Annotated in this window: 21 protein-coding genes; 11 read left to right on the plus strand and 10 right to left on the minus strand. The window is 64.7% G+C overall.

Annotated elements, in window-relative coordinates; genetic code table 11:
- Positions 1 to 12: 12 nt before the first annotated feature.
- From pqqC to pqqA, 3 genes are all read right to left on the minus strand, one after another.
- Positions 13 to 792, minus strand: a complete 780-nt coding sequence (pqqC, locus tag AAFG16_RS11095) for a pyrroloquinoline-quinone synthase PqqC (RefSeq protein WP_283084575.1) — start codon at positions 790 to 792, stop codon at positions 13 to 15.
- Positions 789 to 1,718, minus strand: a complete 930-nt coding sequence (gene pqqB / locus AAFG16_RS11100; protein ID WP_342739130.1) for a pyrroloquinoline quinone biosynthesis protein PqqB — start codon at positions 1,716 to 1,718, stop codon at positions 789 to 791. The genes pqqC and pqqB overlap by 4 nt, the downstream gene beginning before the upstream one ends.
- Before the next feature lie 118 nt (positions 1,719 to 1,836).
- The gene (gene pqqA / locus AAFG16_RS11105; protein ID WP_007595659.1) at positions 1,837 to 1,917 is read right to left on the minus strand and encodes a pyrroloquinoline quinone precursor peptide PqqA; all 81 of its coding nucleotides are present in this window, start codon (positions 1,915 to 1,917) and stop codon (positions 1,837 to 1,839) included.
- A gap of 247 nt (positions 1,918 to 2,164) precedes the next feature.
- On the opposite strand from pqqA, the gene AAFG16_RS11110 reads away from it, so the two are divergent.
- From AAFG16_RS11110 to AAFG16_RS11135, 6 genes are all read left to right on the plus strand, one after another.
- Positions 2,165 to 2,422, plus strand: a complete 258-nt coding sequence (locus AAFG16_RS11110) for a hypothetical protein (protein ID WP_027560770.1) — start codon at positions 2,165 to 2,167, stop codon at positions 2,420 to 2,422.
- A gap of 181 nt (positions 2,423 to 2,603) precedes the next feature.
- Entirely contained in the window at positions 2,604 to 4,004 is a 1,401-nt protein-coding gene (locus tag AAFG16_RS11115; RefSeq protein ID WP_342739131.1) for an amidase family protein, read from the plus strand.
- A gap of 2 nt (positions 4,005 to 4,006) precedes the next feature.
- Positions 4,007 to 4,483, plus strand: a complete 477-nt coding sequence (locus AAFG16_RS11120) for a glutathione peroxidase (RefSeq protein WP_342739132.1) — start codon at positions 4,007 to 4,009, stop codon at positions 4,481 to 4,483.
- 11 nt (positions 4,484 to 4,494) lie between these two features.
- Entirely contained in the window at positions 4,495 to 4,737 is a 243-nt protein-coding gene (locus AAFG16_RS11125; RefSeq protein ID WP_035730878.1) for a DUF3297 family protein, read from the plus strand.
- Between the two features lie 133 nt (positions 4,738 to 4,870).
- On the plus strand, positions 4,871 to 6,040 hold the full coding sequence (tarD, locus tag AAFG16_RS11130; protein ID WP_342739133.1) for a D(-)-tartrate dehydratase: 1,170 nt from the start codon (positions 4,871 to 4,873) through the stop codon (positions 6,038 to 6,040).
- 408 nt (positions 6,041 to 6,448) lie between these two features.
- Complete coding sequence (locus AAFG16_RS11135) at positions 6,449 to 6,736, plus strand: GIY-YIG nuclease family protein (protein WP_283084580.1); 288 nt, start codon at positions 6,449 to 6,451, stop codon at positions 6,734 to 6,736.
- Positions 6,737 to 7,050: 314 nt separating this feature from the next.
- On the opposite strand, the gene AAFG16_RS11140 is transcribed toward AAFG16_RS11135, so the two are convergent.
- Both AAFG16_RS11140 and AAFG16_RS11145 read right to left on the minus strand, forming a co-directional pair.
- Complete coding sequence (locus tag AAFG16_RS11140; protein ID WP_342739134.1) at positions 7,051 to 8,400, minus strand: malonyl-CoA decarboxylase; 1,350 nt, start codon at positions 8,398 to 8,400, stop codon at positions 7,051 to 7,053.
- A 396-nt stretch (positions 8,401 to 8,796) separates the two neighbouring features.
- On the minus strand, positions 8,797 to 9,621 hold the full coding sequence (locus tag AAFG16_RS11145) for a helix-turn-helix transcriptional regulator (protein ID WP_342739135.1): 825 nt from the start codon (positions 9,619 to 9,621) through the stop codon (positions 8,797 to 8,799).
- Positions 9,622 to 9,672: 51 nt separating this feature from the next.
- On the opposite strand from AAFG16_RS11145, the gene AAFG16_RS11150 reads away from it, so the two are divergent.
- Both AAFG16_RS11150 and AAFG16_RS11155 read left to right on the plus strand, forming a co-directional pair.
- Positions 9,673 to 10,845 (plus strand): MFS transporter, encoded by a 1,173-nt coding sequence (locus tag AAFG16_RS11150; RefSeq protein ID WP_342739136.1) that lies wholly within the window; start codon positions 9,673 to 9,675, stop codon positions 10,843 to 10,845.
- Between the two features lie 434 nt (positions 10,846 to 11,279).
- Positions 11,280 to 13,547 carry a cation:proton antiporter gene (locus tag AAFG16_RS11155; protein WP_342739137.1) on the plus strand — a complete coding sequence of 756 codons (2,268 nt, stop codon included), beginning with the start codon at positions 11,280 to 11,282 and terminating at the stop codon, positions 13,545 to 13,547.
- On the opposite strand, the gene AAFG16_RS11160 is transcribed toward AAFG16_RS11155, so the two are convergent.
- Positions 13,544 to 16,699 carry a multidrug efflux RND transporter permease subunit gene (locus tag AAFG16_RS11160; protein WP_342739138.1) on the minus strand — a complete coding sequence of 1,052 codons (3,156 nt, stop codon included), beginning with the start codon at positions 16,697 to 16,699 and terminating at the stop codon, positions 13,544 to 13,546. The two genes, AAFG16_RS11155 and AAFG16_RS11160, sit on opposite strands and share 4 nt — an antisense overlap.
- Before the next feature lie 13 nt (positions 16,700 to 16,712).
- The gene (locus AAFG16_RS11165; protein WP_342739139.1) at positions 16,713 to 17,906 is read right to left on the minus strand and encodes an efflux RND transporter periplasmic adaptor subunit; all 1,194 of its coding nucleotides are present in this window, start codon (positions 17,904 to 17,906) and stop codon (positions 16,713 to 16,715) included.
- A 266-nt stretch (positions 17,907 to 18,172) separates the two neighbouring features.
- Between AAFG16_RS11165 and AAFG16_RS11170 the strand changes: the two genes are divergently transcribed.
- On the plus strand, positions 18,173 to 18,961 hold the full coding sequence (locus AAFG16_RS11170) for an ABC transporter substrate-binding protein (RefSeq protein ID WP_342739140.1): 789 nt from the start codon (positions 18,173 to 18,175) through the stop codon (positions 18,959 to 18,961).
- Between the two features lie 36 nt (positions 18,962 to 18,997).
- Here the strand turns inward: AAFG16_RS11170 and AAFG16_RS11175 are convergent, their stop codons facing one another.
- A complete protein-coding gene (locus tag AAFG16_RS11175; protein WP_342739141.1) occupies positions 18,998 to 20,167 on the minus strand; it encodes a YncE family protein in 1,170 nt (389 codons plus the stop codon).
- Positions 20,168 to 20,436: 269 nt separating this feature from the next.
- On the opposite strand from AAFG16_RS11175, the gene AAFG16_RS11180 reads away from it, so the two are divergent.
- Both AAFG16_RS11180 and AAFG16_RS11185 read left to right on the plus strand, forming a co-directional pair.
- Complete coding sequence (locus AAFG16_RS11180; RefSeq protein ID WP_342739142.1) at positions 20,437 to 22,152, plus strand: alkaline phosphatase family protein; 1,716 nt, start codon at positions 20,437 to 20,439, stop codon at positions 22,150 to 22,152.
- 18 nt (positions 22,153 to 22,170) lie between these two features.
- Positions 22,171 to 23,514, plus strand: coding sequence for a cytochrome c peroxidase (locus AAFG16_RS11185; protein ID WP_342739143.1), 1,344 nt, complete (start codon positions 22,171 to 22,173; stop codon positions 23,512 to 23,514).
- A 56-nt stretch (positions 23,515 to 23,570) separates the two neighbouring features.
- Here AAFG16_RS11185 and AAFG16_RS11190 read toward each other — a convergent pair whose 3' ends face one another.
- Positions 23,571 to 24,641, minus strand: a complete 1,071-nt coding sequence (locus AAFG16_RS11190; protein WP_342739144.1) for a hypothetical protein — start codon at positions 24,639 to 24,641, stop codon at positions 23,571 to 23,573.
- Positions 24,642 to 24,711: 70 nt separating this feature from the next.
- Complete coding sequence (locus AAFG16_RS11195; RefSeq protein WP_342739145.1) at positions 24,712 to 26,202, minus strand: NAD(P)/FAD-dependent oxidoreductase; 1,491 nt, start codon at positions 26,200 to 26,202, stop codon at positions 24,712 to 24,714.
- Between the last annotated feature and the right edge of the window lie 76 nt (positions 26,203 to 26,278).

Below are 26,278 nucleotides of genomic sequence, written 5' to 3' on the forward strand. Positions count from 1 at the left end.
TGATCTTGTTCCTCAGCTCGCTTTGGGCACGAAGGCGCCCGGCGGAATGTGACCCTCGACATAGGCGTGCTGGAGTGCATCGAGCTGCACCCATAGCACGTTGGTCTTGAAGATCAGCGCATTGCACACAAGCGCGCGCTGCTCCGGCGTCGTGGCATGCGCCTTGACATAGTCGAGCGCGAAGCCGGCATCGCGCGGCGCCTGCGCCAGGCGACGCTTGAAGTAGCTCATGATATCAGGATTGACGAAGTCGTAATGCTCCAGCATGCCGGAGATGCGTTCCTCGTGCAGGTTCGGCGCGAACAGCTCGGTGAGTGACGAGGCGATCGCCTCCAGCGGGCTCTTCTCGCGGCAGTAGTGGACGTAAGCTTCCACCGCAAAGCGCGTTGCCGGCAAGATGCCTTCGGTCGATTCCACATAGGCCGTATCGAGGCCGAGACCCTCCGTCAGCTTCAGCCAGCGCTCGATGCCGCCCTCGCTGCCGACATCGCCGTCATGGTCCTCGATGCGATGGCGCCATTCGAGGCGCGTGGCGCGGTCGCGGAAGCGCGAGATCACCACCGCGTCCTTGATCGGGATCGTGCTCTGGTAATAGTAGCGGTTCAGCGCCCAGGCCTGCACCTGGCCCTTGTTCAGCTTGCCGCCATGCAGCAGCTTATGGAACGGATGCAGGCTGTGATAGCGCGTCGCGCCGATATGGCGCAGCGTCGCCTCAAGCTCCTCCGCCGAGTTGAGGCGGATGTCCTTGCCGATCGAGAGCGCGGTCATTCCAGTCATGGACGCGGCATTCACAGCACGATCTCCGTTCCATCCGCGGGTATCTGCCAGCCCGCCTCTTCGGCAGTCTTGCGCTCGCTTGAGCCGGGCAGCAACGCCGGATTCGAGTTATTGATATGCAGAAACATCTTCCTGTCGATAGTGAGATCGGCCAGCCGCGCGATCGCGCCGTCGTGACCGGACATCGCGACATGGCCCATGCTCTTGCCGGTCTTGTGGCCGAGCCCGGCCTTGATCATCTCGTCGTCCTGCCAGACCGTGCCGTCGAAGAACACCAGCGAAGCGCCGTCGATCTCGGCCTTGAGCGCGTCGGTCACCTCGGCGCAGGCGGCGATGAAGTAGAAACATTTGCCGGTCGACTTGTCGGTGATCTTCAGGCCGAGCGTGTCGCCGTCACCGGTCTCGCCGCCTGGATGCGCCTTGCCTTCGAGATACCAGGCCGACTTGCCCGGCACGGCGAACGGCAGCACCTCCAGTCCGGAGCGCGTGCCATCGGTCAGCCGCGGCTCGAACGGCTCGCCGATTCCGATCGGCAGGCGCTTGACGTTCTTCTCGTTCAGCACGTTGAAGATGTTGTTGCTGGCAAGGATCGCCAGCACCTTCTCGTGCGCATAGACCGTGAAGGGCGAGCCCTCGCGCATCGACAGCAGGCCGGCCACCGCGTCCACTTCGCCATTGGTCAGGATCACGCCTGCGACAGGCGTATGGCGCAGCGCGCCGGGCCTCGGATGCAGCTGCGGCGTGGCATTCAATTGCTGGCGAAGATCGGGGGAGGCGTTGATCAGGAACCAGTGCTCGCCATCGCCGCTGAAGGCGACCGAGGCCTGGGTTCTCTGGAGGTCATGCCCGTGCGCGCGGGCGGCCCGGCAGCCCTCGCAGCCGCAATTCCATTGCGGGACTCCGCCGCCGGCCCCGGCGCCCAGGACGACGACGCGAAGCATGATCCGTCTCCTGGAGGCAAATTCGCGAAGTGGATCTCAGGCCGACACGGTTTCCGTCATTCGGAAACCGATCGTGACCGAAAGATCCACCTGCGCAGAACGCAAACGCACCAACCGCTTACTTGCGGGTGGCGCTCACATACATGTTGATTTCCATGCCGCAGGGCACTTCGACGATCTTCGGGGCTTTCCAGGCCATTTTGGCTCTCCATTTCGCGAATTCGGACGTGTCCGCCCGTGGGTTAAAGTAATGCGGGCGCAAAAGTTCGCCAGTGAAATTTTCCCGAGCGCGCGTATGTTGCGCCGCGAAAAATGGTAATGGAACATCACTTCCGGTGACGCTGCCTTGCGCTTGGCGCATTCGGTCGTGAACCCTGTCCTGATAAAGCAGTTGTGAGCGCACCGCAGCTTTCAATCCGGTACAGGCGACCCAAGTGGACCTCGTGATGCCCAAATACTTCTTCAACACCCGCATCGGCGACGAACTGATCGTGGATCCCGACGGAGAGGACCTGCGCAACCCCGATCGCGCCTGGGAGGTCGCCCGCCAGATGATCCTGGAAGTGGTGAAATCCGAGGGGGCCCAGCCGGCGCTGCTCGAGGCCGTCATCGAGGTCACCGACGACGACGGCGAGATCGTGCTGGAGTTTCCCTTCACCGAGGCCCTGCTGGACATGCCGGACCAGTCGGCGACGCGGCACTAGCCGACCCCCGCTCTCTCCACGTCATTGCGAGGAGCCCTTGCGACGAAGCAATCCAGACTGCCCCCGAGGAGGCACTCTGGATTGCTTCGCTACGCTCGCAATGACCGGGGTTTCCCTGCGAAATCCGCATGGCTTTGCCGCGTTCCCGGCGTTAAAAGACGCCGGTTACACGGAGCAACCCATGCAAGATCTCTGGCGCCTGTCGGCCGCCGACCTCGCCGCCCTCGTCAGGTCCAAGAAGGTATCCGCTAAAGAGGCGGCCAAGGCCGGCCTCGCCCGCCTGGACGCGGTCAATCCCCAGCTCAACGCCGTGATCGACCACCGTCCCGAGGACGTGCTCAAGCAGGCCGACGCCGTCGATGCCGCCATCGCCCGCGGGGAGGACCCCGGCGTGCTCGCCGGCGTCCCTGTTACCATCAAGGCCAATGTCGACCAGGAAGGCTTTGCCACCACCAACGGCCTCAAACTCCAGCGCGACCTGATCGCGCGCGAGGACAATCCGGTGGTCGCCAATTTCCGCAAATCGGGCGCCATTCTGCTTGGCCGCACCAACTGCCCCGCCTTCTCCTATCGCTGGTTCACCACCAACCTGGTCCATGGCGACACCAAGAATCCGCGCGATGCGTCGCTGACCCCGGGCGGCTCGTCCGGCGGCGCCGGCTCGGCGGTCGCGGCCGGCATCGGCCACATCGCCCACGGCACCGACATCGCCGGCTCGATCCGCTACCCCGCCTATGCCTGCGGCGTGCACGGCCTGCGCCCGACCTTGGGCCGCATCCCCGCCTTCAACCCGGCGCTGCCGGAGCGGCCGATCGGCCCGCAGATCATGGCGGTCTCGGGCCCGCTGGCGCGCACCGTCAACGATTTGCGCATCTCGCTCGAAGCGATGTCGGCCCGCGACATCCGCGACCCCTGGTTCGTGCCGGTGCCGCTGGAAGGCCCCGCAAGGCCCAAGCGCGCCGCGCTCTGCCTCAACCCGAACGGTCTTGCGACCGCGCCGGAGGTGAAGGCGGCGGTGAGCGATGCCGGCAAGCGCCTGGAGCGTGCCGGCTGGACCGTGGACGTGATCGAGGACACCCCGCCGATGCGTGAGGCGGTCGAGTGGCAAATAAAGCTCTGGCTCGGCGACGGCTATGAGGCGCAGCTGGAAATGGCCGAGCGCGAGGGCGATCCCGGCGCGCTGGCGTGCCTTCGCGGCAACCGCGCCAGGGTCACGCCGATGGACCAGGCCAATTACGCCAAGGCGCTGACCCGAAGAGCCACGCTGACCCGCGACTGGATGCAGTTTTTCGAGAAATATGCGGTGCTGCTGACGCCGGTCTCCGGCGAGCTGCCATTCCCCGATCATCTCGACCGCAAGGACGACGCCTCCTTCAAGCGGGTCTGGGAAGCGCAGCTGCCGCAGATCGCGATTCCCTTCATGGGCCTGCCGGGGCTCGTGGTCTCCACCGGCCTCGTCGGCAAGGCTCCGGTCGGCGTGCATGTCGTCTCCGGCCGCTATCGCGAGGACCTCTGTCTCCTTGCAGGCGAAGCGATCGAGGCGGGCGGCGTGCCGCCGTCGCCTATTGATCCCGTGGGTTAGCGATGTCGGCGATTTACGACTTCAAGGCCAATTCGCTCGCCGGCGAAGAGGTGCCGATGCGCCGCTTCGAAGGGCAGGTGCTGCTGATCGTCAACACCGCGAGCAAATGCGGTTTCACGCCGCAATATCGCGGCCTCGAGGATCTGCACCGCGATCTCTCGCCGCGCGGCTTCTCCGTGCTCGGCTTTCCCTGCAACCAGTTCGGCGCGCAGGAGCCGGGGCAGGCGAGCGAGATCCAGGCGTTCTGCTCGACCCATTACGACGTCACCTTTCCGCTGTTCGAGAAGATCGACGTCAACGGGCCGAAGGCGCATCCGTTGTACGAGTACCTGAAACGCCAGCAATCCGGCCTGTTGGGGGCCTCCATCAAATGGAATTTCACCAAATTCCTGGTGGACCGTGCCGGCAAGGTGATCGCGCGCTATGCGCCGACCGCACGGCCTGAAGGGCTGCGCAATCAAATCGAAACACTGTTGTGAGCGAGACAATCATGAGCGACGAATTTCCCGACCGCCTGTCGGTCGATCCGAACAGCCCCTATTACAACGCGGACATTCTGGCGCGCGACGTCGGCATCCGCTTCAAGGGCATCGAGAAGACCAATGTCGAGGAGTACTGCATCAGCGAAGGCTGGGTCCGCGTCACCGCCGGGAACGCCAAGGACCGCTACGGCAACCCGCTGACCATCAAGGTGCATGGGCCCGTGGAGCCGTATTTCAGGGATAAGAAGTAAGCGCGCTGCGCTCTCTCCTCGTCATTGCGAGGAGCCCTTGCGACGAAGCAATCCAGAATCTTTCCGCAGTGACACTCTGGATTGCTTCGCTGCGCTCGCAATGACGAAAACAACCACTGAAAGCCACACCCCCATGTCCGTCCGCATAGTCGACGTCCGCGAGATCACAAAACCGATCTCCTCCCCGATCCGCAACGCCTATATCGACTTCACCAAGATGACGACCAGCCTCGTCGCGGTCGTCACCGACGTCGTGCGTGACGGCAAGCGCGTCGTCGGCTACGGCTTCAACTCCAACGGCCGCTACGGGCAGGGCGGCCTGATCCGCGAGCGTTTTGCCTCGCGCATCCTCGAAGCCGATCCGAAGTCGCTGCTGAACACGGCCGGCGACAATCTCGACCCCGACAAGGTCTGGGGCGCGATGATGACCAACGAGAAGCCGGGCGGCCATGGCGAGCGCTCGGTCGCGGTCGGCACCATCGACATGGCGGTGTGGGATGCGGTGGCGAAGATCGCGGGCAAGCCGCTGTTTCGTTTGCTCGCCGAACGTCACGGCGCGACCGCCAATCCGCGCGTGTTCGTCTACGCCGCAGGCGGCTATTATTATCCCGGCAAGGACCTCTCGATGCTGCGCGGCGAGATGCGCGGCTATCTCGATCGCGGCTACAACGTCGTGAAGGTGAAGATCGGCGGCGCGCCGATCGAAGAAGACCGCACCCGCATCGAGGCGGTGCTGAAGGAGATCGGCAAGGACGCGCAGCTCGCGGTCGATGCCAACGGCCGCTTCAATCTGGAAACCGGCATCGCCTACGCCAAGATGCTGCGCGACTATCCCCTGTTCTGGTACGAGGAAGTCGGCGATCCCCTCGACTACGCGCTGCAGGCCGCGCTCGCCGAATTCTATCCGGGCCCGATGGCGACAGGCGAGAATCTCTTCAGCCACCAGGACGCCCGCAATTTGATCCGCTACGGCGGCATGCGCCCGGACCGCGACTGGCTGCAATTCGACTGCGCGCTGTCCTATGGCCTGTGCGAATACCAGCGCACGCTCGACGTGCTGAAAACCCACGGCTGGTCGCCCAGCCGCTGCATCCCGCACGGCGGCCACCAGATGTCGCTCAACATCGCCGCCGGCTTAGGCCTTGGCGGCAACGAAAGCTACCCCGACCTGTTCCAGCCCTACGGCGGCTTCCCGGATGGTGTGCGCGTCGAGAACGGCCACATCACCATGCCCGATCTCCCGGGCATCGGCTTCGAAGGCAAGTCCGATCTCTATAAGGAGATGAAGACGCTGGCGGAGTAGAGGGGCTGCGGCGCTCGAGTGCTTGAGGCACGAAGGCCGCACCACACACTCCGTCATTGCGAGCGCAGCGAAGCAATCCAGAGTCTTTCCGTTGACGCAGCCTGGATTGCTTCGTCGCAAGAGCTCCTCGCAATGACGGTGGAGCGAGCTGTGCCGTTTACCTTCGGTCTCGCTCTGCGATGCGTGGTGGTGCGGAATTGCGCGCAATGTGGCTACATACTCCGTCATTGCGAGCGAAGCGAAGCAATCCAGAGTCTTTCCACAGCGGCAGTCTGGATTGCTTCGTCGCAAGAGCTCCTCGCAATGACGATGTAGCGAGAGTTGCGTCTCTATCGCTTCAATTGCAGATGATGCTCGCGATCATCTCTTGATTGTGCTATCGTGCACCCTCGTCAATTGAGCGCAATCATGAAGCAACCCTGCGTCTACATGTTCGCCAATCGTCGCAATGGAACGATCTATACTGGCGTCACCTCGAATCCGCCGCGCCGCTCGTTCGAGCATCGCGAGGGCCTGGTGAAGGGCTTCTCATCGAAGTATGGCTGCAAGCTCCTCGTCTGGTACGAGCTGCACGCCACCATGACCGACGCGATTGCGGGCGAGAAGCAGATCAAGGGCGGAAGCCGGGAAAAGAAGCTCGCCCTGATCGAGAGCGTCAATCCGGACTGGACGGATCTGTACGACACGCTGATCTGACCGCTAGTGCGGAGACCGCCGAGACGGCCGCCACGCACTCCGTCATTGCGAGCGCAGCGAAGCAATCCAGGATCTTTCTGTTGAGGCAGTCTGGATTGCTTCGTCGCAAGAGCTCCTCGCAATGACGATGGAGCGAGCTGTGCCGTTTACCTGCGGTCTCGCTCTGCGATGCATTGTGGTGCGGAGTTGCGCGCGATGTCGCTACACACACCGTCATTGCGAGCGCAGCGAAGCAATCCAGAATCTTTCCATTGAGGCGGCCTGGATTGCTTCGTCGCTACGCTCCTCGCAATGACGACGTGGCGCATGCGTCGTTAGGACAGCCGCATGTCCAGCAGCCTGCGCCCTTCGCCCTTGAGCAGCTTCTTCACCGCGCTCGACGCCACGACCTCGCCGTCATTGGCGTAGGCCTCGTGGTTCTTCTCGATGTCGTCGAGGCGGTAGAGGTAGTTGACCATCACGCCGGCGGATTCGCGCACGCCCTTGGGCGAGAGATCCCCGAGCCAGTTGATGCGTTCGAGCCGGGCGCCGTTGCCGAGATGGAAGCGGGCGACGGAATCGATCAGCTTGCCCTTCGGCGTGCGCGCCTTCAGGAAATAATGCGCGGCGAGCGGTTCGATCAAGGCGCGGAGCTGCGTCGTCGTCTCGGGGTTTTCGAACCATTTGGGATCGTCGAGGCGCTTTATGAGCTCGCGATCCTCGTCCGACAGCGGCAGGTCCCTGTCCTGCCTGATCCATTGCATGAAGCCCGGCACCGGCGACAGCGTCACGAAGGTGTCGAGCTTCGGTGTCTCGCGGCGCAGCTCTTCCACCACCTGCTTGATCAGGAAGCTGCCGAACGAGATGCCGCCAAGGCCGCGCTGGGTGTTGGAGATCGAGTAGAACACGGCGGTGCGCGCGCGCTCGATCGGCAAATGCTGGCGGTCGACCGCGAGCAGGGGTTGAATCGCGCCCGGGATGGTCTCGGTCAGCGCTACCTCGACGAAGATCAAGGGCTCGTCGACCATTGCGGGATGGAAGAAGGCGTAGCAGCGCCGGTCGACCGGATCGATGCGGCGGCGCAGATCGTCCCAGTCGGAGATCTCGTGCACGGCTTCGTAACGGATGATCTTTTCGAGGATGTTGGCCGGGGTTGACCAGTCAATCCTGCGCAGCACGAGAAACCCCCTGTTGAACCACGAAGAAAGAAGATGCGAGACGTCGCGATCGAGCGCGGCGAGGTCGGTGTGCCCGTTCATCATGCCGAGCAGGTCGGCGCGCATGGCGACGAGATCGCCGGTGCCGCCGGGCGCGCGGTTGAGGCGGCGGATCAGCTCCTGCCGCCGCGGCTCGGAGGCGAAATGCAGTGAACTCGCGTCCTCGTCGCTCGGCTTGGCGCGCCACTTCTCGATGGCTTTGGAAAGGCGTTCCCGGTCCGGCCCGAAGTCGCGCACCAGAGCCTCGAAGAAGGCGCGGCGTCCTGCCGCATCGAGATCCCTGTAGAGATCGAGCACCTCGCGCGCCATGGCGGTGCCGGAGGCTTCGCCCCGGCCCGACAGCAGCGCGCCGCAGAGCGCGATCAATCCGTCGGCGTCCTGTTTGGTATCGGCAGAATCGCGGCGCAGCAGCGTGCGGCCGCGCTCGGAGATGGTGGCAAGCAGGTCGGAGAAGAAGGCGTTGGCCATCTGGGCTTTCGTGTCAGGTTTGTGCGCTGCGGAAGCTTACACGGGATTTAGGTGGAAGCCGATCACAATCAAGCAGGGGAATGCGGCATCTTTAGTCGGGCCGTGCGCTTCGAGAAGGCTGGCATGCCGGGTGAGGGCGGGATCTCGTAGGCTGCGGTCTATCGGTTCAACCGCTGCCGTAGGGTGGGCAAAGGCGCACTTGCGCCGTGCCCACCACCTTTCGATGGCCGCGAGACTCGGTGGGGCACGCTTCGCTTTGCCCACCCTACGGCTCTGGGGATATACCAGCGCTCTCTCCCCGTCATTGCGAGGAGCCCTTGCGACGAAGCAATCCAGACCGCCGCCCGGGAAAGATTCTGGATTGCTTCGCTGCGCTCGCAATGACGGGGGTTGGCGCTACCCCTTCCCCGCAAACTCCGTCGGAGTCCGTCCCGTCACCTGGCGGAACGCCGCCGAGAATGCCGGCACGCTGGCATAGCCGAGCTGGGTCGCGAGCTGCTTCACCGATACGCTCGCATCCGTCGATATCCGCTGGATCGCCGCCGCAATCCTGGCGCGCTGGCACCAGCTCTTGAAGCTCAATTGCGTCTCGCTCGAAAACAGCCGCGACAGCGTGCGCGCGGAGGTTCCAACCTCGCGCGCCAGCGTGTCGATGTCGTGTAGCCCAGTGGGATCGTCGAGCACGATCATCGCGGCGCGGCGGCAGCGCGGCTCGTGCGGCAGCGGCACGAAGGTTGCGGAATCCTCGGCCTGGTGCAATTCCAGCATGACGAGGCGCACCAGCAGCCCGGTGCGCTCCTCGGTGTTGCGCGCGTCGAACAGCGCCAGGATCGCCTGGTTGAGCAGCGGCGATACCCGCACCACGAATTCCCGGGTCAGACCCGCGTAGCGCTTTTCGCGCTTCAGCCAGGCGAGGTCGAAATACAGCGTGCGCATCTCGATGTCGGCGAGCAGGTCGATGGCGTGCTCGAGCCCCGCCGGCACCCAGACGGCGCGGTCCGGCGGCACCAGCCAGCGTCCCCCGGGCGTCGTCACCTGCATCGTGCCCTTGGCCGCATAGATCAGCTGCGCCTCGCGGTGCATGTGCAGATCGATCCGCATGCCCTTGGGATAGTCGCGCGCGACCAGATGCACGCCCGCCGGCGAGCGATGGTTGCTCTGGACCTCCCTCAGGATTGGCGTTTCCAAGATTGGCGTTTCCAAGACAGTCATTGGCAGCATCCCGTCATGCCAAGGACATATAACTCATTTCGGAGCAGGAGAGGATTCCGAATGAACAGCCCCAGCAGGGTCATCAGTTTCGTCAACGCAGGCCATTTCATCGACCATTATTCGATGCTCATTTTCGCCGCCGCCGTGATCATCATGGGGCCGGCGCTCGGCATGGCCTATTCGGAACTGCTTCCCTACGCGACGCCTGGCTTCGTCGCGTTCGGCGCCGGCTCTCTGCTCACCGGCTGGCTCGGGGACCGCTGGAGCCGCCGCCACATGATGCTGATCTTCTTCGTCGGCATTGGCGCCTCCATGATCTCGGTCGGCTTCGTGCAGACCCCGGCGCAGCTCGGCGCGGCGCTGCTCGCGATCGGCATTTTCGCCTCGATCTACCATCCCGTCGGCACCGCCATGATCGTGTCCTACGCCGACCGGCTCGGCCGCGAGATGGGCATCAACGGCGTCTGGGGCAATCTCGGCGTTGCCTCCTCGGCGCTGGTCACCGGCGTGATCGGCCAGTATCTCGGCTGGCGATCAGCTTTCATCATTCCCGGCGCCGTCACCATCCTGATCGGCATCGCCTTTGCGATGCTGGTGGTGCACGAGGACCGCAAGGGTTCGAAGCAGGCCGCGGCGCAGGCGCGGGTGGCAAAGCAGGACATGTGGCGCGTGGTGCTGTCGCTCTTGATCGTGGTGATCGCGATCTCGACGACGTTCAATGCCGTCACCGTCGCGCTGCCAAAGCTGTTCGCGGAGCGGCTCGCGGATCTCACCAAGAGCCCGGCGCTGCTCGGCGTCATCGCGGCCTGCGTCTATGTGTTCGGCGCGATGACGCAGTACACGATCGGCCGGCTGCTCGACCGTTACTCGCTGAAGACGGTGGCGCTGCCGCTGTCCTTCATGCTGGCGCCGTTCCTGTATCTCGCCGCGAGCCTGAACAATCTGCCGCTGATCGTGGTCTCGATCGGCATCGTCATGGGCGCGTTCGGCCAGGTCACGGTCAACGATGCCATGGTCGGCAAATACACCACCGAAGAGTGGCGCTCGCGCGCCTACGCTGTGCGCTACTTCGTCGGCTTCACGGCCGCAGGCGCCTCCGTCGGCCTCGTCGCCTGGCTCTACGAGCAGGGCGGCTTCGTCACCATGCTGCACGCGTTCGCCGGCCTCTGCCTGCTCGCGATTGCCGCAGCGATCATCCTGCCGCGCGAGATCAGGTCGCCGCAGGCGGCGTGAGGACTCCGTCATTCCGGGCGCGCGTAAGCGCGAGCCCGGAATGACGGAGAGTTGCGCGGCTGTCTCCACTCGTCATTGCGAGGAGCGTAGCGACGAAGCAATCCAGAACCTTCCAGAGGAGGGACTCTGGATTGCTTCGCTGCGCTCGCAATGACGGGGGATACGGTGGGCCGCGGGATATGGCGACCCATCGCGCATGCCATCCATCATGCCATTATGCCGGTGTTTTGCCCGACGGCGCAAGAGATTTCGGCAATACCGAAATTCTCCAGCCTGTTCAACGCCATCTCTACTGTGCATGGGGTTGTTTTCGCACTTTTTGTTTCCGCCCCTGGAAACGCCGCGCGAGAAGGGGAACCCGCTCCACCTCCCACGGGTTCTATCTCCGTGGCCACGGCACCTGCCGGGCTGGCAAACGGGGAAAAGACATCTGCATGCAGTGGAGCCTGCTCCGACCGGTCGGCCTTGCCCCCGCGGCGCTCGTCCTCACCACCATTGCGGCCGGTGCCGCGGGCGGCAAACCGGCCGGCCCGTCCGAATTCCTGCTGGTGGCGCAGATCGTGCTGCTGATCGCGGTCGGGCGCAGTCTCGGCGAGCTCATGCAGCGGATCGGCCAGCCCTCGGTGATCGGCGAATTGCTTGCCGGCATCATCCTGGGTCCGTCGCTGTTCGGCTGGATCTGGCCGGAGGCGCAAGCCGCGATCTTCCCGAAGACCCCCGAGCAGAAGGCGATGATCGACGGCATCGCCCAGTTCGGGATTCTGCTGCTGCTGTTGCTCACGGGGATGGAGACCGACCTCAAGCTGGTGAGGAAGGTCGGCAGCGCCGCGATCGCGATCTCGATCGCCGGCATCCTCGTGCCCTTCGCCTGCGGTTTCGCGCTCGGCGAGTTCCTGCCTGATGCGCTGCTGCCGAACCCCGAGCAGCGCCTCGTCGCCTCGCTGTTCATGGGCACGGCGCTGTCGATTTCCTCCGTGAAGATCGTCGCGGTGGTCGTGCGCGAGATGAACTTCATGCGCCGCGATGTCGGCCAGATCATCGTCGCGACCGCCGTCATCGACGACACCATCGGCTGGATCATCATAGCCGTCATCTTCAGCCTGGCCTCGCATGGCACGCTCGATATCGCCTCGGTGGCGAAAGCCGTGCTCGGTACGCTCGCCTTCCTCGCGGTCAGCTTCACCATCGGCCGCCGGCTGGTGTTCCAGCTGATCCGGTGGGCCAACGACAACCTCGTCAGCACCGCGCCGGTCATCACCGTCATCCTGCTGCTGATGGGCACGATGGCGCTGATCACGCATCTGATCGGCGTGCACACGGTGCTTGGCGCCTTCGTCGCCGGCATCCTGGTCGGCGAGTCCCCGATCCTGACCCGGCAGATCGATGATCGCCTGCGCGGGCTGATCTCGAGCTTCTTCATGCCGGTGTTCTTCGGCCTTGCGGGCCTTGCCGCCGATCTCTCGGTGTTGCGCGATCCCCATCTCCTGCTGCTCACCGGCCTCCTCGTCGTGATCGCCAGCGTCGGCAAGTTCGGCGGCGCCTTTGTCGGCGGCACCGTGGGCGGGCTGAACTATCGGGAGTCGCTGGCGCTCGCGAGCGGGATGAACGCGCGCGGCTCGACCGAGGTCATCATCGCCACCATCGGCCTCTCCATCGGCGTGCTCAGCCAGAACCTGTTCACGATGATCGTGACCATGGCGATCGTGACGACCATGGCGATGCCGCCGATGCTGCGCGCGGCGCTGGCGAAGCTGCCGATGAACAGGGAGGAGAAGGAGCGCCTCGAGCGCGAGGAATTCGAGAAGCGCGGCTTCGTCGCCAATCTCGAACGTCCCTTGCTTGCCGTGGACGAGAGCGTCAACGCCACCTTCGCTGCGCACATCGCTGGCCTGATCGCCGGCATGCGCGGCCTGCCGATCACCGTGCTGCACATCGGCAGGCGCGCCGGTGAGCAGGAGAAGATCCGCGACGAGGAGGAGAGTCACGAGGCCGTGGTGAAGAAGGCCGCAGAAGCCGTCTCGGCCAGTGGCGATGGCGATGCCGGCAGCGTCGACGTCGTCACGCGTGCCAGGCGCGCGGAGCTCGGCGAGACCATTGCGGACGAGGCGCGCAAGGGCTTTGATCTCCTCATCGTCGGCATCGACAAGGTCGCTACTTCCAAGGACCGCTTCGGCCGCAAGATCGAGGACATCGCCGCGAAGTTCGAAGGACCGCTGGCGATCGCGGCGGCCAAGGGCAAGCATCTGAAGCAGCCGATGCCCGATGCACTCAACATCCTCGTTCCGGTCTCGGGCAGCGGCGTCGCCAAGCGCGGCGCCGAGGTCGCGGTCGCACTGACGCAGGCCGGCTCAGGCTCGCTCCGCGTGATCTATGTCGCGACGACGCGGGACAAGGGCGCGCAGCGCGGCGCCTCCCGCGGGCTCAGCCAGGAAACCGGCATCCTCAAGGACACCAGCGATCTCGCCGCCCGCTACGACGTCGACATCACCACGACGCTGCGCGTGAACCGGGCACCTGAAGCTGCGATCCTGCGCGAGATCGACACCACCGACGTCGATCTCGTCGTCATGGGCGTCGACCGCATCCAGGCCGATCATCTCTCCTTCGGCGGCGTCGCCGACGCCGTGCTCCGGCAGTCGAAAGTCTCGGTGCTGCTGGTGTCGAGCGGCGAAGCAAGGCAGGCACCGTCGGAGAAGGCTTAAGACTTCACCTCCGCCGCGGCCTGCGGCTTCGGCGTCTTCTTCGACGCGCGCCAGTTCTCGAACCGCTGCACCACCACGAAGAACGCCGGCACGAACAGCACCGCGAGGCAGGTCGAGGCCAGCATGCCCGAGAACACCGTGATGCCGATCGACTTGCGCGCGCTGGCGCCGGCGCCGGTGGCGATCACCAGTGGCACCACGCCGAGGATGAAGGCGAACGACGTCATCAGGATCGGGCGGAAGCGGGCGCGGGCCGCCTCGATCGCCGACTCCAGGACCGGCTTGCCGTCGCGGTTGTGCAGCTCGAGCCCGACCTCGACGATCAGGATGGCGTTCTTGGCCGACAGCGCGATGAGCAGGATCAGGCCGATCTGGCAATAGAGGTTGTTGTCGATCTTGAGCGCGGAGAGGATCAGCATCGGCCCGAGCAGCGACAGCGGCACCGCCAGAATCACCGAGATCGGCGCGTACCAGCTCTCGTACTGGCCGGCGAGCACGAGATAGACCAGCAGCATGGCAAGGCCGAACACCCAGTAGATCTGGTTGGAGACCGCCTTCTCCTGATAGGACATCGCGGTCCATTCATAGCCGGTGCCCGGCGGCAGCGTCTTCTCCGCGATCTCCTCCATCAGCTTGAGCGACTGGCCGGACGAATAGCCCTGCGCCGGCAGGCCGATCACGGTCGAGGACGGATAGAGATTGTAGAGGCTGATCAGCGACGGGCCGGTGGCCGGCGTGATCGTGGCGACGGTGCCGATCGGGATCATGTCGCCGTTGGAGTTGCGCACCTGCATGTTGGCGATGTCGCGCTCGGTGACGCGGAAGGCGGGATCGGCCTGTGTATAGACCTGGAACACGCGGCCGAACTTGTTGAACTGGTTGACATAGGACGAGCCGAGATAGGTCGACAGCGCCGCGAACACCTGGTCGGTGGTGACGTGCAGCGTCTGGGTCTTGATGCGGTCGATCTCGACGTTGAACTGCGGCACCGACGAGCGGAACGAGGACTGCACGCGCTGCAGCGCGCTCTGGCTCTGGCCGTTGCTGACCATCGCGCCGGTGATGGCCTGGAGCTTGGCGAAATCGCTGTTACCGTCGCGAAGCTCAATCTGCATCGAGAAGCCGGCGGCGTTGCCGATGCCTTGGATCGGCGGTGGCGGCAGCACCAGCGTGCGCGCCTCCATGATGGTGGCGACCCTGTCGTTGAGACCGTAGACCAGCGAGCGCAGATCCTCGCCTTTGCCGCGTGCCCCCCAGTCCTTCAGGATGACGTAGGCAACGCCGGCATTGGCAAGGCTGGCGCTGTTGTCGAGCGCGGAGATGCCGGCGATGGTGATGACCTGCTGGACGCCGGGCGTGTCCCTGATGATGTCGGCGGCCTTGTCGAGCACCTTCTGGGTCCGCTCCAGCGAGGCGCCGTCGGGCAGCTGCACGGCGGCGATCAGATAGCCCTGGTCCTCGATCGGCAGGAAGCCGGTCGGCACCCGCGACAGGCCGTAGCCGCTGAGCCCGATCACCACCAGCGCGAACGCGACCGACGCGGTGGCGTGCTTGACCAGGAAGGTGATCAGCCGGGTGTAGCCGCGCTCGACGCGGTTATAGACGTTGTTGAAGCCGCGATAGAAGAAGTTGCGCTGCTCCGGCGGCACTGCCGGCCGCAGCCATAGCGCGCATTGCGTCGGCTTCAGCGTCGCCGCGTTGATGGCGGAGAGCAGCGCGGTCGCCGCGATCACCAGCGCGAATTGCGAATAGATGCGCCCCGTGAGGCCGGCGAGGAACGAGGCCGGCAGGAACACCGAGATCAGCACCAGCGTGATGCCGACGATCGGCGCGAACAGCTGGTCCATCGCCCTGATCGCGGCGTCGTGGCCGTTCATGCCCTGTTCGATGTTGTGCGCCGCGCCTTCCACCACGACGATGGCGTCGTCGACCACGATGCCGATCGCGAGCACGATCGCGAAGAGCGTCGACATGTTGATGGTGAAGTTGAGCGCCGCCATCGCCGCGAAGGCGCCGATGATGGTGACGGGCACCGTGGTCGCCGGCACCAGCATCGCGCGCCAGTCCTGCAGGAACACCAGGATCACGACCAGCACCAGGAGGCCGGCCTCGATCAGGGTCATGTAGACCTCGTGCACCGAAGCCTGCACGAATTTCGTGGTGTCGAACGGCGTGTCGTACTTCATCCCTTGCGGGAAGGCTTTGGCGAGCTCGGCCATCTTCTTCTCGACGGCTTGCTCGACCTCGAGCGCATTGGCGCCGGGCGACTGGAACACGCCGATGCCGGTGGCGGGCTGCTTGTTGAGCGAGAAGATCTGGCTGTAGGTCTGCGCGCCGAGCTCGACCCAGCCGACGTCGCGCACCCGCGTGACGTCGCCGCTGGTGCCTGACTTGACGATGATGTTCTCGAACTGGGTGGCGTCGTCGAGCCGGCCGTTGACGTTGAGCGTGTACTGGAACGCTTGTCCCGGCGGCGTCGGCGGCGCGCCGACCTGACCAGCGGAGACCTGCTGGCTCTGCTGCTGGATCGCGTTGATGACGTCCTGCGGCACGAGACCGCGCACCTGCAGCTTGTTCGGATCGAGCCAGACCCGCATCGAATACTGGCCGGCGCCGAACACCGTCACGTTGCCGACGCCGGGCAGGCGCGAGAGCTCGTCGCGGATGTTGATGGTGGCGTAGTTGCTCAAGTAAAGGCTGTCGAAGGTCTTGTCCGGCGAGGTCAGCGTCACGAACAGGAGGATCGAGGTCGACCGCTTCTGCACGGTGACGCCCTGGTTCTGCACCGCCTGCGGCAGTTGCGACAGCGCGCTGGAGACGCGGTTCTGCACCAGCACCTGCGCGAAGTTGAGGTCGGTGCCGATCTTGAAGGTCACGGTCAGCGTATAGGTGCCGTCGGAGCCGCTGTAGGACTGCATGTAGAGCATGTCCTCGACGCCGTTGACCTGTTGTTCGATCGGCAAGGCAACCGTGTCGATCACGGTCTTGGCGCTGGCGCCGGGATAGCGCGTCGTCACCTGCACCGTCGGCGGCACCACGTCCGGATATTGCGCGATCGCGAGGTTGAACAGCGCAACGCCGCCGATCAGGATCATCAGAAGCGCGATGACGTTCGAAAGGACCGGCCGCTCGATGAAGAATTTTGAGATCATGGCTGGCGACCCCTTACTTGGCCGACGCCTGCGGCTGGTCGATCTTCGTCACCTGCGGGTCGATCTTCTGGCCCGGGATCACGCGCAAGAGTCCCGCGATCACCACGCGGTCGTCCGGCTTCAGCCCGCTTTCGATCACGCGCAGGCCGTTGTCGGTTGGGCCGATCTGCACCTTGCGCTGCTCGACGACGTTGTCGCCGTTGACCACGAGGAGATAGCGGCCGCCCTGGTCGCTGCCGAGTGCGGTGTCGGGGACGAGCAGGGCGTTCTTGTCCTGATCGAAGGGCACCCGGACCCGGACGAAATAGCCGGGCAGCAACACCCGCTTGTCGTTGGGCACGACGCCGCGCACCGCGAGCGTCCCCGTCGACGTATTGAGGGTCGGCGAGACGTAGTCGAGATGGCCTTCATGCGGATAGCCGGTCTCGGTCTGGAGGCCCACATAGATCGGGAACTGCTTGAGGTCGGCGACGGTCAGCCCGCGGCGGGCCGCTTCGGCGCGGATGCGAAGGACGTCCTGCTCGTTGACCGTGAAGTTCACCCAGATCGGGTCCATCGCAACGATGGTTGCGAGCTGGGTCGGGGATGAGAAGCCGACGAGCTCGCCGACCGAGACCAGGTGCGCGCTGACGACGCCGTCGAATGGCGCCGTCACCCTGGTGTAGCCGTAATTGACCTCGGCGAGCCTGGTATTGACCTCGGCCTGCTGCAGACTGGCCTGAGCGTTGTCGCGGGCGGATGTCGAAGTGTCGAGCGTGGACTGCGAGACCGCCTGGCGCTGCACCAGCTCGACCTGCCGCTTGAAATCGGCTTCGGCCTGCTTGAGCGTGGCCTGCGCGCCGACCTCGGCGGCCTTCGCCTGCTCGACCTTGAGCTTGTAGGTCTCGGGCTCGATCGTGAACAGCTGGGTGCCCTGCTTGACGAAGCTGCCGTCCTGGTAGTCGATCGATTGCAGGAAGCCCTGCACGCGCGCGACGAGATCGACGCTCTTGATCGGCGCGGTATTGCCGGTGGCTTCGACATAGCGCGTCACCGGGCGCTGCACCGGCGTTGCCACGTCCACCTTGGGCGGCGGCGGGGCTACAAACGTGTTCTTGTCCTCGCAGCCCGCCAACGCGAGTACGGCCGCGGTGGCGGCCAAGGCCCGCCCGATATGTCTCCACGCTTCGTTGTGTCGTGCGGAAGAAGCGGGATTCGCTGAGGTCATTCGGTGGCCCCCGATGATTGTCTGTCGGTGTGGCAGGCTACCAACAAATGCCCTTCCGTGGAACACCATAGCCATGGCGGTCGCCGGCCTTGCGCCGCAACCGGCGCTGTGGCCTTTGACAGATTTCTCATGACAAACCGCTTTTCACCGCGCGCACGATCGACCAGAATTGTGGCAAGGTCCGTGTGAGGGCGTGCGAAGCGGTCCGGACGAATCGACGTGCAAGAAAAGAAGTACAAAAGAAGAAAAGGTGAGGAGAACATGACATGCCGACCTTCCTCCAATCGGCCCTTGCAGGCCTCGTTCTCGCGGCGGTTGCCATGCCCGCGCTAGCCGATGGCGTGAAGGACGAGATCGCGCCGACCGGCAAGCTGCGGGTCGCGATCGCGATCAGCCCCGCGGGCGGTGCGTTCTGGTCGACCAAGACCGAAGCCGGCTATGCCGGCGTGCCGGTCGATCTCGGCAAGGAGATGGCCGCGCAGCTCGGCGTGCCTGTCGAATATGTCGTGCACCAGAATTCCGGGCAGATCACCGACGCGGCGGGCAAGGGCACGTGGGACGTCACCTGGCTCCCGAAGGATCCGGAGCGCGAAACGAAAATGATGTTCGGCCCGATCTACGAGGTCGCCGACGCCACCTACATCGTCAAGCCGGGTTCTAGCGTCACCAACTTCGCCACGCTCGACCAGGCGGGCATCAAGGTCGCCGCGGTCAACGCCACGACCACGATGCGCGGCGCCGTCGCGCATCTGAAGAACGCGAAGGTTACGGGCTATCAGACCTATGATGAAATCTTCGGTCTCCTGAAATCCGGCGAGATCGACGCCTTCGCGCTGTCACGCGATCAGCTCAACAAGATGGCGCAGCAGATTCCGGGCACGCGCGTGCTGGACGAGACCTTCAAGAAGACCGTGACGGCCGTCGCGGTCCCGCTCGGCCACAACCAGGCTTTGGCGTTCGTCACGAGGTTCATGACGGATGCAACCACGAACGGCACGCTGCGCAGGGCCTATGACAACAACGGCCTGAAGGACGCGCCGATCCGCACCGAATAGGCCGGGCGGCGCAGCAGGCCTGCGCCGCGCGCCGCCTTACGGCTCCGCGGTGCGAATGCCCGCGGGGCTCACCTGCAGCTTGAGCGTCGACGTCTTGGTCAGCGCCTTGCCGTCGAACGAGAAGGCGATCAGCTCGTTCTCCACCATGCACTGCGCCACGACATGTTTGGAGTCCTTGGACCACACCATGCCCTGGCACCAATGGCCGATCTTGGCTTCCGCAACCGGCGTGAGGTCGGTGCCCGAGATCCGGTTGAGCAGGCCGAAATCGTTGAAGAAGGGCGAGGCCGGCGGCTTGTTCGAGCCGTTCATGACGGTGACAGCGACATGGCTGCCGTCCGGCGACATCTTTACCGCCTCGGGCGTCTGCCCGACCGTGACCGTCGTGACGACCCGGATTGGCTTGGCCGTCATGTCGATCAGGCTGATCGTGTCGTTGTCGCCGCTACCGGCGCCGACATTGCCGACGACGGCCGCGGCGCCGCCGGTGAGGTCGATGTCGTAGGGACGCACGCCCGCGGAGAGATCGCGCTTGGCGTACTCGACCTTGCTGCCGTCCACGGTGAGAAGCGAGACCTTGCTGTCGCCGTCGCGGGTGACCAGGGCGGTCGCGCCATCACGCGAGAACACGGCGTGGCTCGGGCCCGACTTGGCGTCGCCGAGCTGGATCTTGCCGGCCGGCGTCAGCGCGTTGCCGCTGATGGTGAAGACCGAGACCGTGCCTTCGCTGCGGTTCGCAACCAGCGCCAGGGTGCCTGCGCGGTTGATCGAGACGCCGGCCGCACCGGCGCCGGCCTGAAGCGTCGCGAGCACTTTTGGCGGTGAGGATTTCAGGTCGATGACGGAGAGCTTGTCGTCGGGCACCGTCTTGGTCGCGTCCGCCGGATCGAGCTTCATCGCGCCCGTCACCAGCGCAAACGAACCATCCGGCGCGATCGCGACGCTTGGCGGCGGGCCGACCACGCTGGCGGGTGCGGGTACCTCGCCGAGAAGCTTCAGCACGCCGTCGGTAAGGTCGATCACGCTGACCGTATCCGGCAGCGGCTGCTTGCGCACCACGGCATTGCCGTTCTCCAGCACCATCTTGCCGTCATTGGCGGTGACGACGATCTCGGCATGAGCCGCGAAACTGGCGAGGCCAGCCAGCGACGTTGCGACCAGGGCTGACGCGGCATGGCGCGTGCGCCTGCGAAGAGCGGCTTTCATGTTTCCCCCTGAGAGCTTGTTCTTGTCCGGCAAAGCTAAAGGCAACCGGGCGCGTCGCGCAATAATCTGGACGCGATCATTTTTGCCGTCGCGCGGGGAATAAAGTGACATGACGTGGCCCGGCGCGGCGGAGCCGGCGCCTGCCTAAAAAATCTTCGCTGCGCCACTGCGCAAAGTGTCTCGTGCGTCAAACTGACACAGCGCTGTCACCGGCGCTGTTTAGAAAACTTCTGATCGTAAACATCCTCATTTCCGGGGCGTCAAAAAAAATGAAATCGAAACTTCTGACGACGGCTGCGATTTTCGCGGCCGCGAGCGCGCTCGCGTGCACTCTTCCCGTCCTTGCCGACGATTTCGGTCGCGATCGCGATCACGGACATGACGATCATCACCATCCTGCGCACGACATCCACACCGAGACGCCGATCAAGCATCTCGTGGTGATCTTCAACGAGAACCGCTCGTTCGATCATTACTTTGCGACCTATCCGAACGCGACCAATCCGTCCGGCTCGATCCCCTTCGTACCGAAGCCGCATACACCGAAGGTCAACAACCTCGCCAACGCCAATCTGCTGGTGCACAATCCCAACAACAGCCCGGCCAACGGCACCGGCGCGACTGACCCGTTCCGCCTCGACCGCACTCAGGCCAACACGCGCTCGCAGAATCACTCCTACACGCCCGAGCAGCAGGCCGTGGACAACGGCAAGGAAGACCTGTTCCCGAAGTTCACCGGCCGCGGCACTGCCGGCGGCGCCGGCGCTTTCGGCACCAACGGTCAGGTCATGGGTTATTTCGACGGCAACACCGTCACTGCGCTGTGGAACTACGCCCAGCACTTCGCCATGAGCGACAACAACTGGACCGACACGTTCGGCCCGTCGACGCCCGGCATGCTCGAAGTGGTTGCCGGCCAGACCAACGGCGTGCAGCCGGTCGTCGGCACCACGTCGTCGGTCGCCGATGGCCAGGGCGGCCTGACGCTGACCGGCGACACCGATCCCGGCAATGATGTCTGCTCGAGCAAGACCAGCACGATGCTGATGGGCGGCAAGAATATCGGCGACCTGCTCACCGCCGAGCACATCAGCTGGGGCAGCTTCATGGGCGGCTTCGACCTGACGCTCAAGAACGCCAACGGCACCACCGGTTGTGCGCGCAGCACGTTCTCGAGCAACGTCAACGGCACCATCGTCGACTACATCCCCCACCACGCCTTCTTCCAGTATCACGCGTCCACGGCCAACCCGACCCATGCGCGGCCGAGCTCGGTCCATGCAATTGGTCATACCCATGACTTCAACGGCAAGGTCGATCCCGCCAACCACAATTACGATCTCGAAGACCTCTATGCCGCGATCAAGGCCGGCAACTTCCCGGCCGTCTCCTACGTCAAGATGCCGGCCTACCAGGACGGTCATGCCGGCAACTCCGATCCGCTCGACGAGCAGGCCGGCAATGTCGAGCTGATCAACTTCCTGCAGAAGCAGCCGGAGTGGCGCGAGACCGCCGTCATCATCACCTATGACGACTCCGACGGCTGGTACGATCACCAATATGTCGCGCCGAGGAACGCCTCGTATGATGCGACCGCCGATCAGGTCAACGGCCCCGGTCTGTGCGGCCTCGGTCCGAACAAGCAGCCGGCGCCGAACGGTCTCGGTGGCAAGCCGGTGAACGGCCGCTGCGGTCCGGGCACCCGCGTTCCCTTGATCGTGGTGTCGCCCTACGCCAGGACGAACTACGTCAGCCACAACTACACCACTCAGGCTTCGGTGGTCCGCTTCATCGAGGACAACTGGCTGCATGGCAAGCGCCTCGGCGGCGGCTCGTTCGATGCTAACTCCGGCTCGATCATGGACCTGTTCGACTTCGACCATGACCACAGCCACGACTTGCGGGCTGACGCGCTGTTCCTCGACCCGACCTCGGGCACGGTGATCACCAGCCCGCCGGACGAGCATCATCATCACCATCACTAGTCCAACGGGACGCTACGAATGAACAGCCGCACTCTGTGGCTCCTCGGCGCCGGCCTGCTTTGCCTGGCCGGCGCCGTCTTTGCTGCCGGGACGCAAGGATTTGCAGAGACGAACCGGGTCGGTGTGAACCCGAACCCGGTCCGTCTCATGCGTCCACCCGTCGCGCCGTTGTCCGCAATGGCGCTGCTCGGCAAGGAGATCTTCTACGACGCCTCGCTCTCGTCCTCCGGCACGCTCTCCTGCGCATCCTGCCATAGCCCCGATCACGCCTACGGACCGCCGAACGACGGGCCGGTCATGCTCGGCGGCGCGACGCTGTCGCGGCAAGGCGCACGCGCGGTTCCGTCGCTGACCTATCTCGATCGCCACCCCAATTTCAGCATCGGGCCCGACAAGGGCGACGACGACAACATCATCGACCTCGCGCAGATGGCGGCCATCGGCCAGCAGGCGGCGCGCACGACCAAGACCGCAGGCGGTACCGGTGCGTCGGCGAACATCGTGCCGCAGGGCGGCCTGTTCTGGGACGGCCGCGCCGACACGCTGCAGGACCAGGCGCTGTTTCCGCTGCTCGATCCCAACGAGATGGACGGCGGCAGCGCCGAGATCGTCGCGGACAAGCTGCGTGGCGCGCCTTACGCTGGCCGCTTCGTCGAGCTGTTCGGCGCCGGTGTTATGAGGAATCAGCGGCTGCTGATCGCCGAAGCGATGTTTGCGGTCGCGCGCTACCAGGTGGAGGAGCCGCGCTTTCATCCCTACGACAGCAAGTACGATTACTGGCTCGAAGGCAAGGCGCGGCTCTCCGAGAGCGAGCTGCGCGGCCTGCAGCTGTTCAACGATCCTGATAAGGCCAACTGCGCGGGATGCCACACCTCGGCGCCGACCCGCGACGGCCTGCCGCCGCTGTTCACCGACCATCAGTACGAAGCTCTCGGCGCGCCGCGAAATGCCGCGCTCGCCAATAATCGCGACCCCAATTATTTCGACCTCGGCGTCTGCGGCCCGCACCGCACCGACATCCCCGAGCAGACGCAATATTGCGGCATGTTCCTGACGCCGACGCTGCGCAACAGTGCCACGCGCCGCGCCTTCTTCCACAACGGCGTCTTCAGCACCCTTCAGCAGGTGATGGATTTCTACAATTTCCGCGACACCAACCCGGAGAAAGTGTTTCCGCGCTCAGCTGACGGCACGGTGCTGAAATACGACGACCTCCCGCCAAAATATCACGCCAATGTCGACGTCACCGACCCGCCGTTCGATCGCCACCCCGGCGACAAGCCGGCGATGACGGAGCAGGACGAGGCCGACATCATCGCGTTCCTGAAGACGCTGACGGACGGCTACGAGGTGGAGAACTAGCTCGCCTTGTCGGCGTTGACTTGAGTCATCGGACAAGAGAGGCTGTGGCTGTTCCTTCAGCGCCCCTTGATCTCCGCATACTTCGCCATGGCGCGCTCGAACTTCCGGTTGAATAGCCACATCGCGGCGAGAATCTCCCGGAAGCTGGCGGACGTGCGCGCCCGGTCGGCCTGCCCGAACGCAAAGATGCTGTTGTTGCGCAGGTGCTTCATGATCGCAGGGCTGGACACCCGATAGTTCAGGAGATCGCCGGACTTGAGCGCGGATCGCGTCGGGGTAGGGACAATCTGGATCAGCTCGAACAGCTTCATCTGGTCGATCGGGTCGGGCAGCGTCTTCACGATTGCGGGGATCTCCCGGAACAGATCCGCATGCGCGTTCATCAGGCCGTCGCGGACATTGGTCCAGTGATTGAAGCGGTGGTCGGTGCCGCGGGCGCGCGCCTCTTCCTTGTCGTCGCGCGCGCTCAGCTCGGGATCGAGGCCTGCTATCTCGCCCTTGATCGCTTCCCATTTCCTGTGGCCGTTGCGGTCTTCGGACGGGCCGGTCTGGAAGCTGCCCATATAGGTGTTGGAGCGTCCGTTACGGACATTCTGCTTGCCGTTGGTCTCCGCAAAGAACAGCCCGAGGCTGATGGGGCCCGCAGCCTCCGCGTGAACAGGTGCCAGCCCCTTGGCGCGCGCAATCGCGACCGCGAGATCGACGACGTCCTTGAACGGCGTCGGAGAGTTCTGCGCGCCGGCCGGTGGCGCCTCCATGATGTCGAACAGCTTTCCGTATTCGTCGATCAGCGGCTCGATGTCGGCGTCGAAATAGGCCGGCGGGATCTCGAACTTGTTGGGCCGTCCGATCCGTGACGGCATCGCGTCGGTGAGATCCTTGTAGCTGCTGATGACCGCGACGCGCGCGAGATAAAGCGCCTGGCCCGGCAGGTTCGGCAGCGGCTGCTTCGCGTCGATCTGCTTGCGCCGCTCGGCGAGAACAGCCTTGAACTCGCCGAGCGCGCGCTCATAGGTCGCGAGCGCCTCGGATTGCCGCGTCGTCGGCCCCGTCTGAGCAACGGCGGGCGCCGTCATGAAGAAGGCAACAGCCGCAAGGGCCGCGGCGGCAAGTCGTCTCGATCCCATGGCTGGTTCCTGTCGATTCGATGGCCAGGGAGATCGTAAGCATCAGACGCCTGCAGCCGCAATTCTCCTCTCATGCCGCCCGGTAGTCCGGCGCCGTCGCCAGGAACCTCGCATAGGCATCCGCATCCGGAGGCTGGAAGCGCCCTTTGAGTCCGCCGCGCTTTTGCTCCTTCGCACCGATGTCGGCCATCAGCTCGTCGAAATGGCGGTAGTGATACGGTGCGACACACAGGCCGCCATAGACGCCGGCGGCCGGACGTTCGACGCGCTTGAAGTGTAGCATCATCTCGATGTTGTCGCGCATCTGCTGCGCCGTCGGCTGCTTGGCGAGCTGGCCGTCGGCATAGCGCACCAGCCAGTTCGCGGCCAGATCGGCGCAGAGCACGGTGCAGAACGAGGAGTTGAAGCCGACGAAGCCGAGCTCCGGCAGGTCGGGGTTGGCGATCAGGCGGTAGAGCCGGTACTGCCCGTCCGCATCGACCAACTTCTCTTGATATGCTGCCGGCAGGAACGGCACACCGAGTTTGTAGCCGATCGCGAGCACCGCGACATCGGCACCGATCCGCTCGCCGCCGCTCATCACGATGGTGTCGCCTTCATAATGATCGAACGTGCCGAACACGGCCTTGATGCGGCCGTCGGCGACCATTGGATAGAAGCCGGGCGTTGCGATCGGCACCGCGCAATTGACGCCGTCCTCGATCCGCTCCTTCGGCACCATCTTGCAGCGGCCGAGCTTGAGCTGCGCCTTCAGCAGGCTCTCCAGTCCGCGCCAGTTGGCCCAGATCAGAGGCGCGGCGACACGAAGCGCGAGCTTTGCCATCGCGCTCGCGCCCCAGCCTGGAAACATCTCCTCCTGCGCGCGGATGTAGAGGATGCGCTTGAAGTTCACGAGGCCGCCGATGAAGTAGGGGATGCGCCAGACCGGCTCGCGCATCACGATGGTGACCTCGCGCGCGCCCGATTTCACCGCGTTCACGGCGATGTCGGTCGCCGATTTCGAGCCGCCGAGTACGACGACGCGGCGGCCTTTTGCGAGGGCCGGATCGCCGTATTTCGACGAATGCAGGATCTGGCCGCCCTGGTCCAGGAAGCTGCCTTCACCGCGGCAATGCAGCTCGCGGGGCTCGTTGAACTGCCCGGTGCAGACCGCGACGAAATCGAAATCCTCGTTCGACGGCGTCCCGCCCTTGCTCGTCAGGGTAAGCGTCCAGCCCGGCCTGCCGTCAGCGCGGCGCGCCATGCCGGCGACTTCAGTATTGAGGCGCAGCATGCGGTCGAGGCCAAAGCTCCTGGCGTAATCGGTGAGATAGGCGTGGACCTGCGGCCCGGTCGGCCATTCCGGATAGGCATCCGGCATGGCGCGGTCGGTGTAGCGGTAGAGATCCTTCGGGCTCTGCGTCTGCACCTCAGGATAGGAGCGCGCCGGCTCCCAGACACCGCCGAGATCGGCGCTGCGTTCGACGATGGTGACTCGGTGGCCGTGGCTGGAGAACGCCTTTGCGGCGGCAAGGCCGGAGACGCCGGCGCCGATCACGCAGACATGCTTGGGACTGACCATGGGATGGCTCGCTATCAGGTGTTTCGCGCGCAAGCGGCGGCGTTCGGCCGCAACGCGCGGCCGGCGGAGCTGCAAG

This window comes from Bradyrhizobium sp. B117 (genome assembly GCF_038969555.1).
Classification (GTDB): Bacteria; Pseudomonadota; Alphaproteobacteria; order Rhizobiales; family Xanthobacteraceae; genus Bradyrhizobium.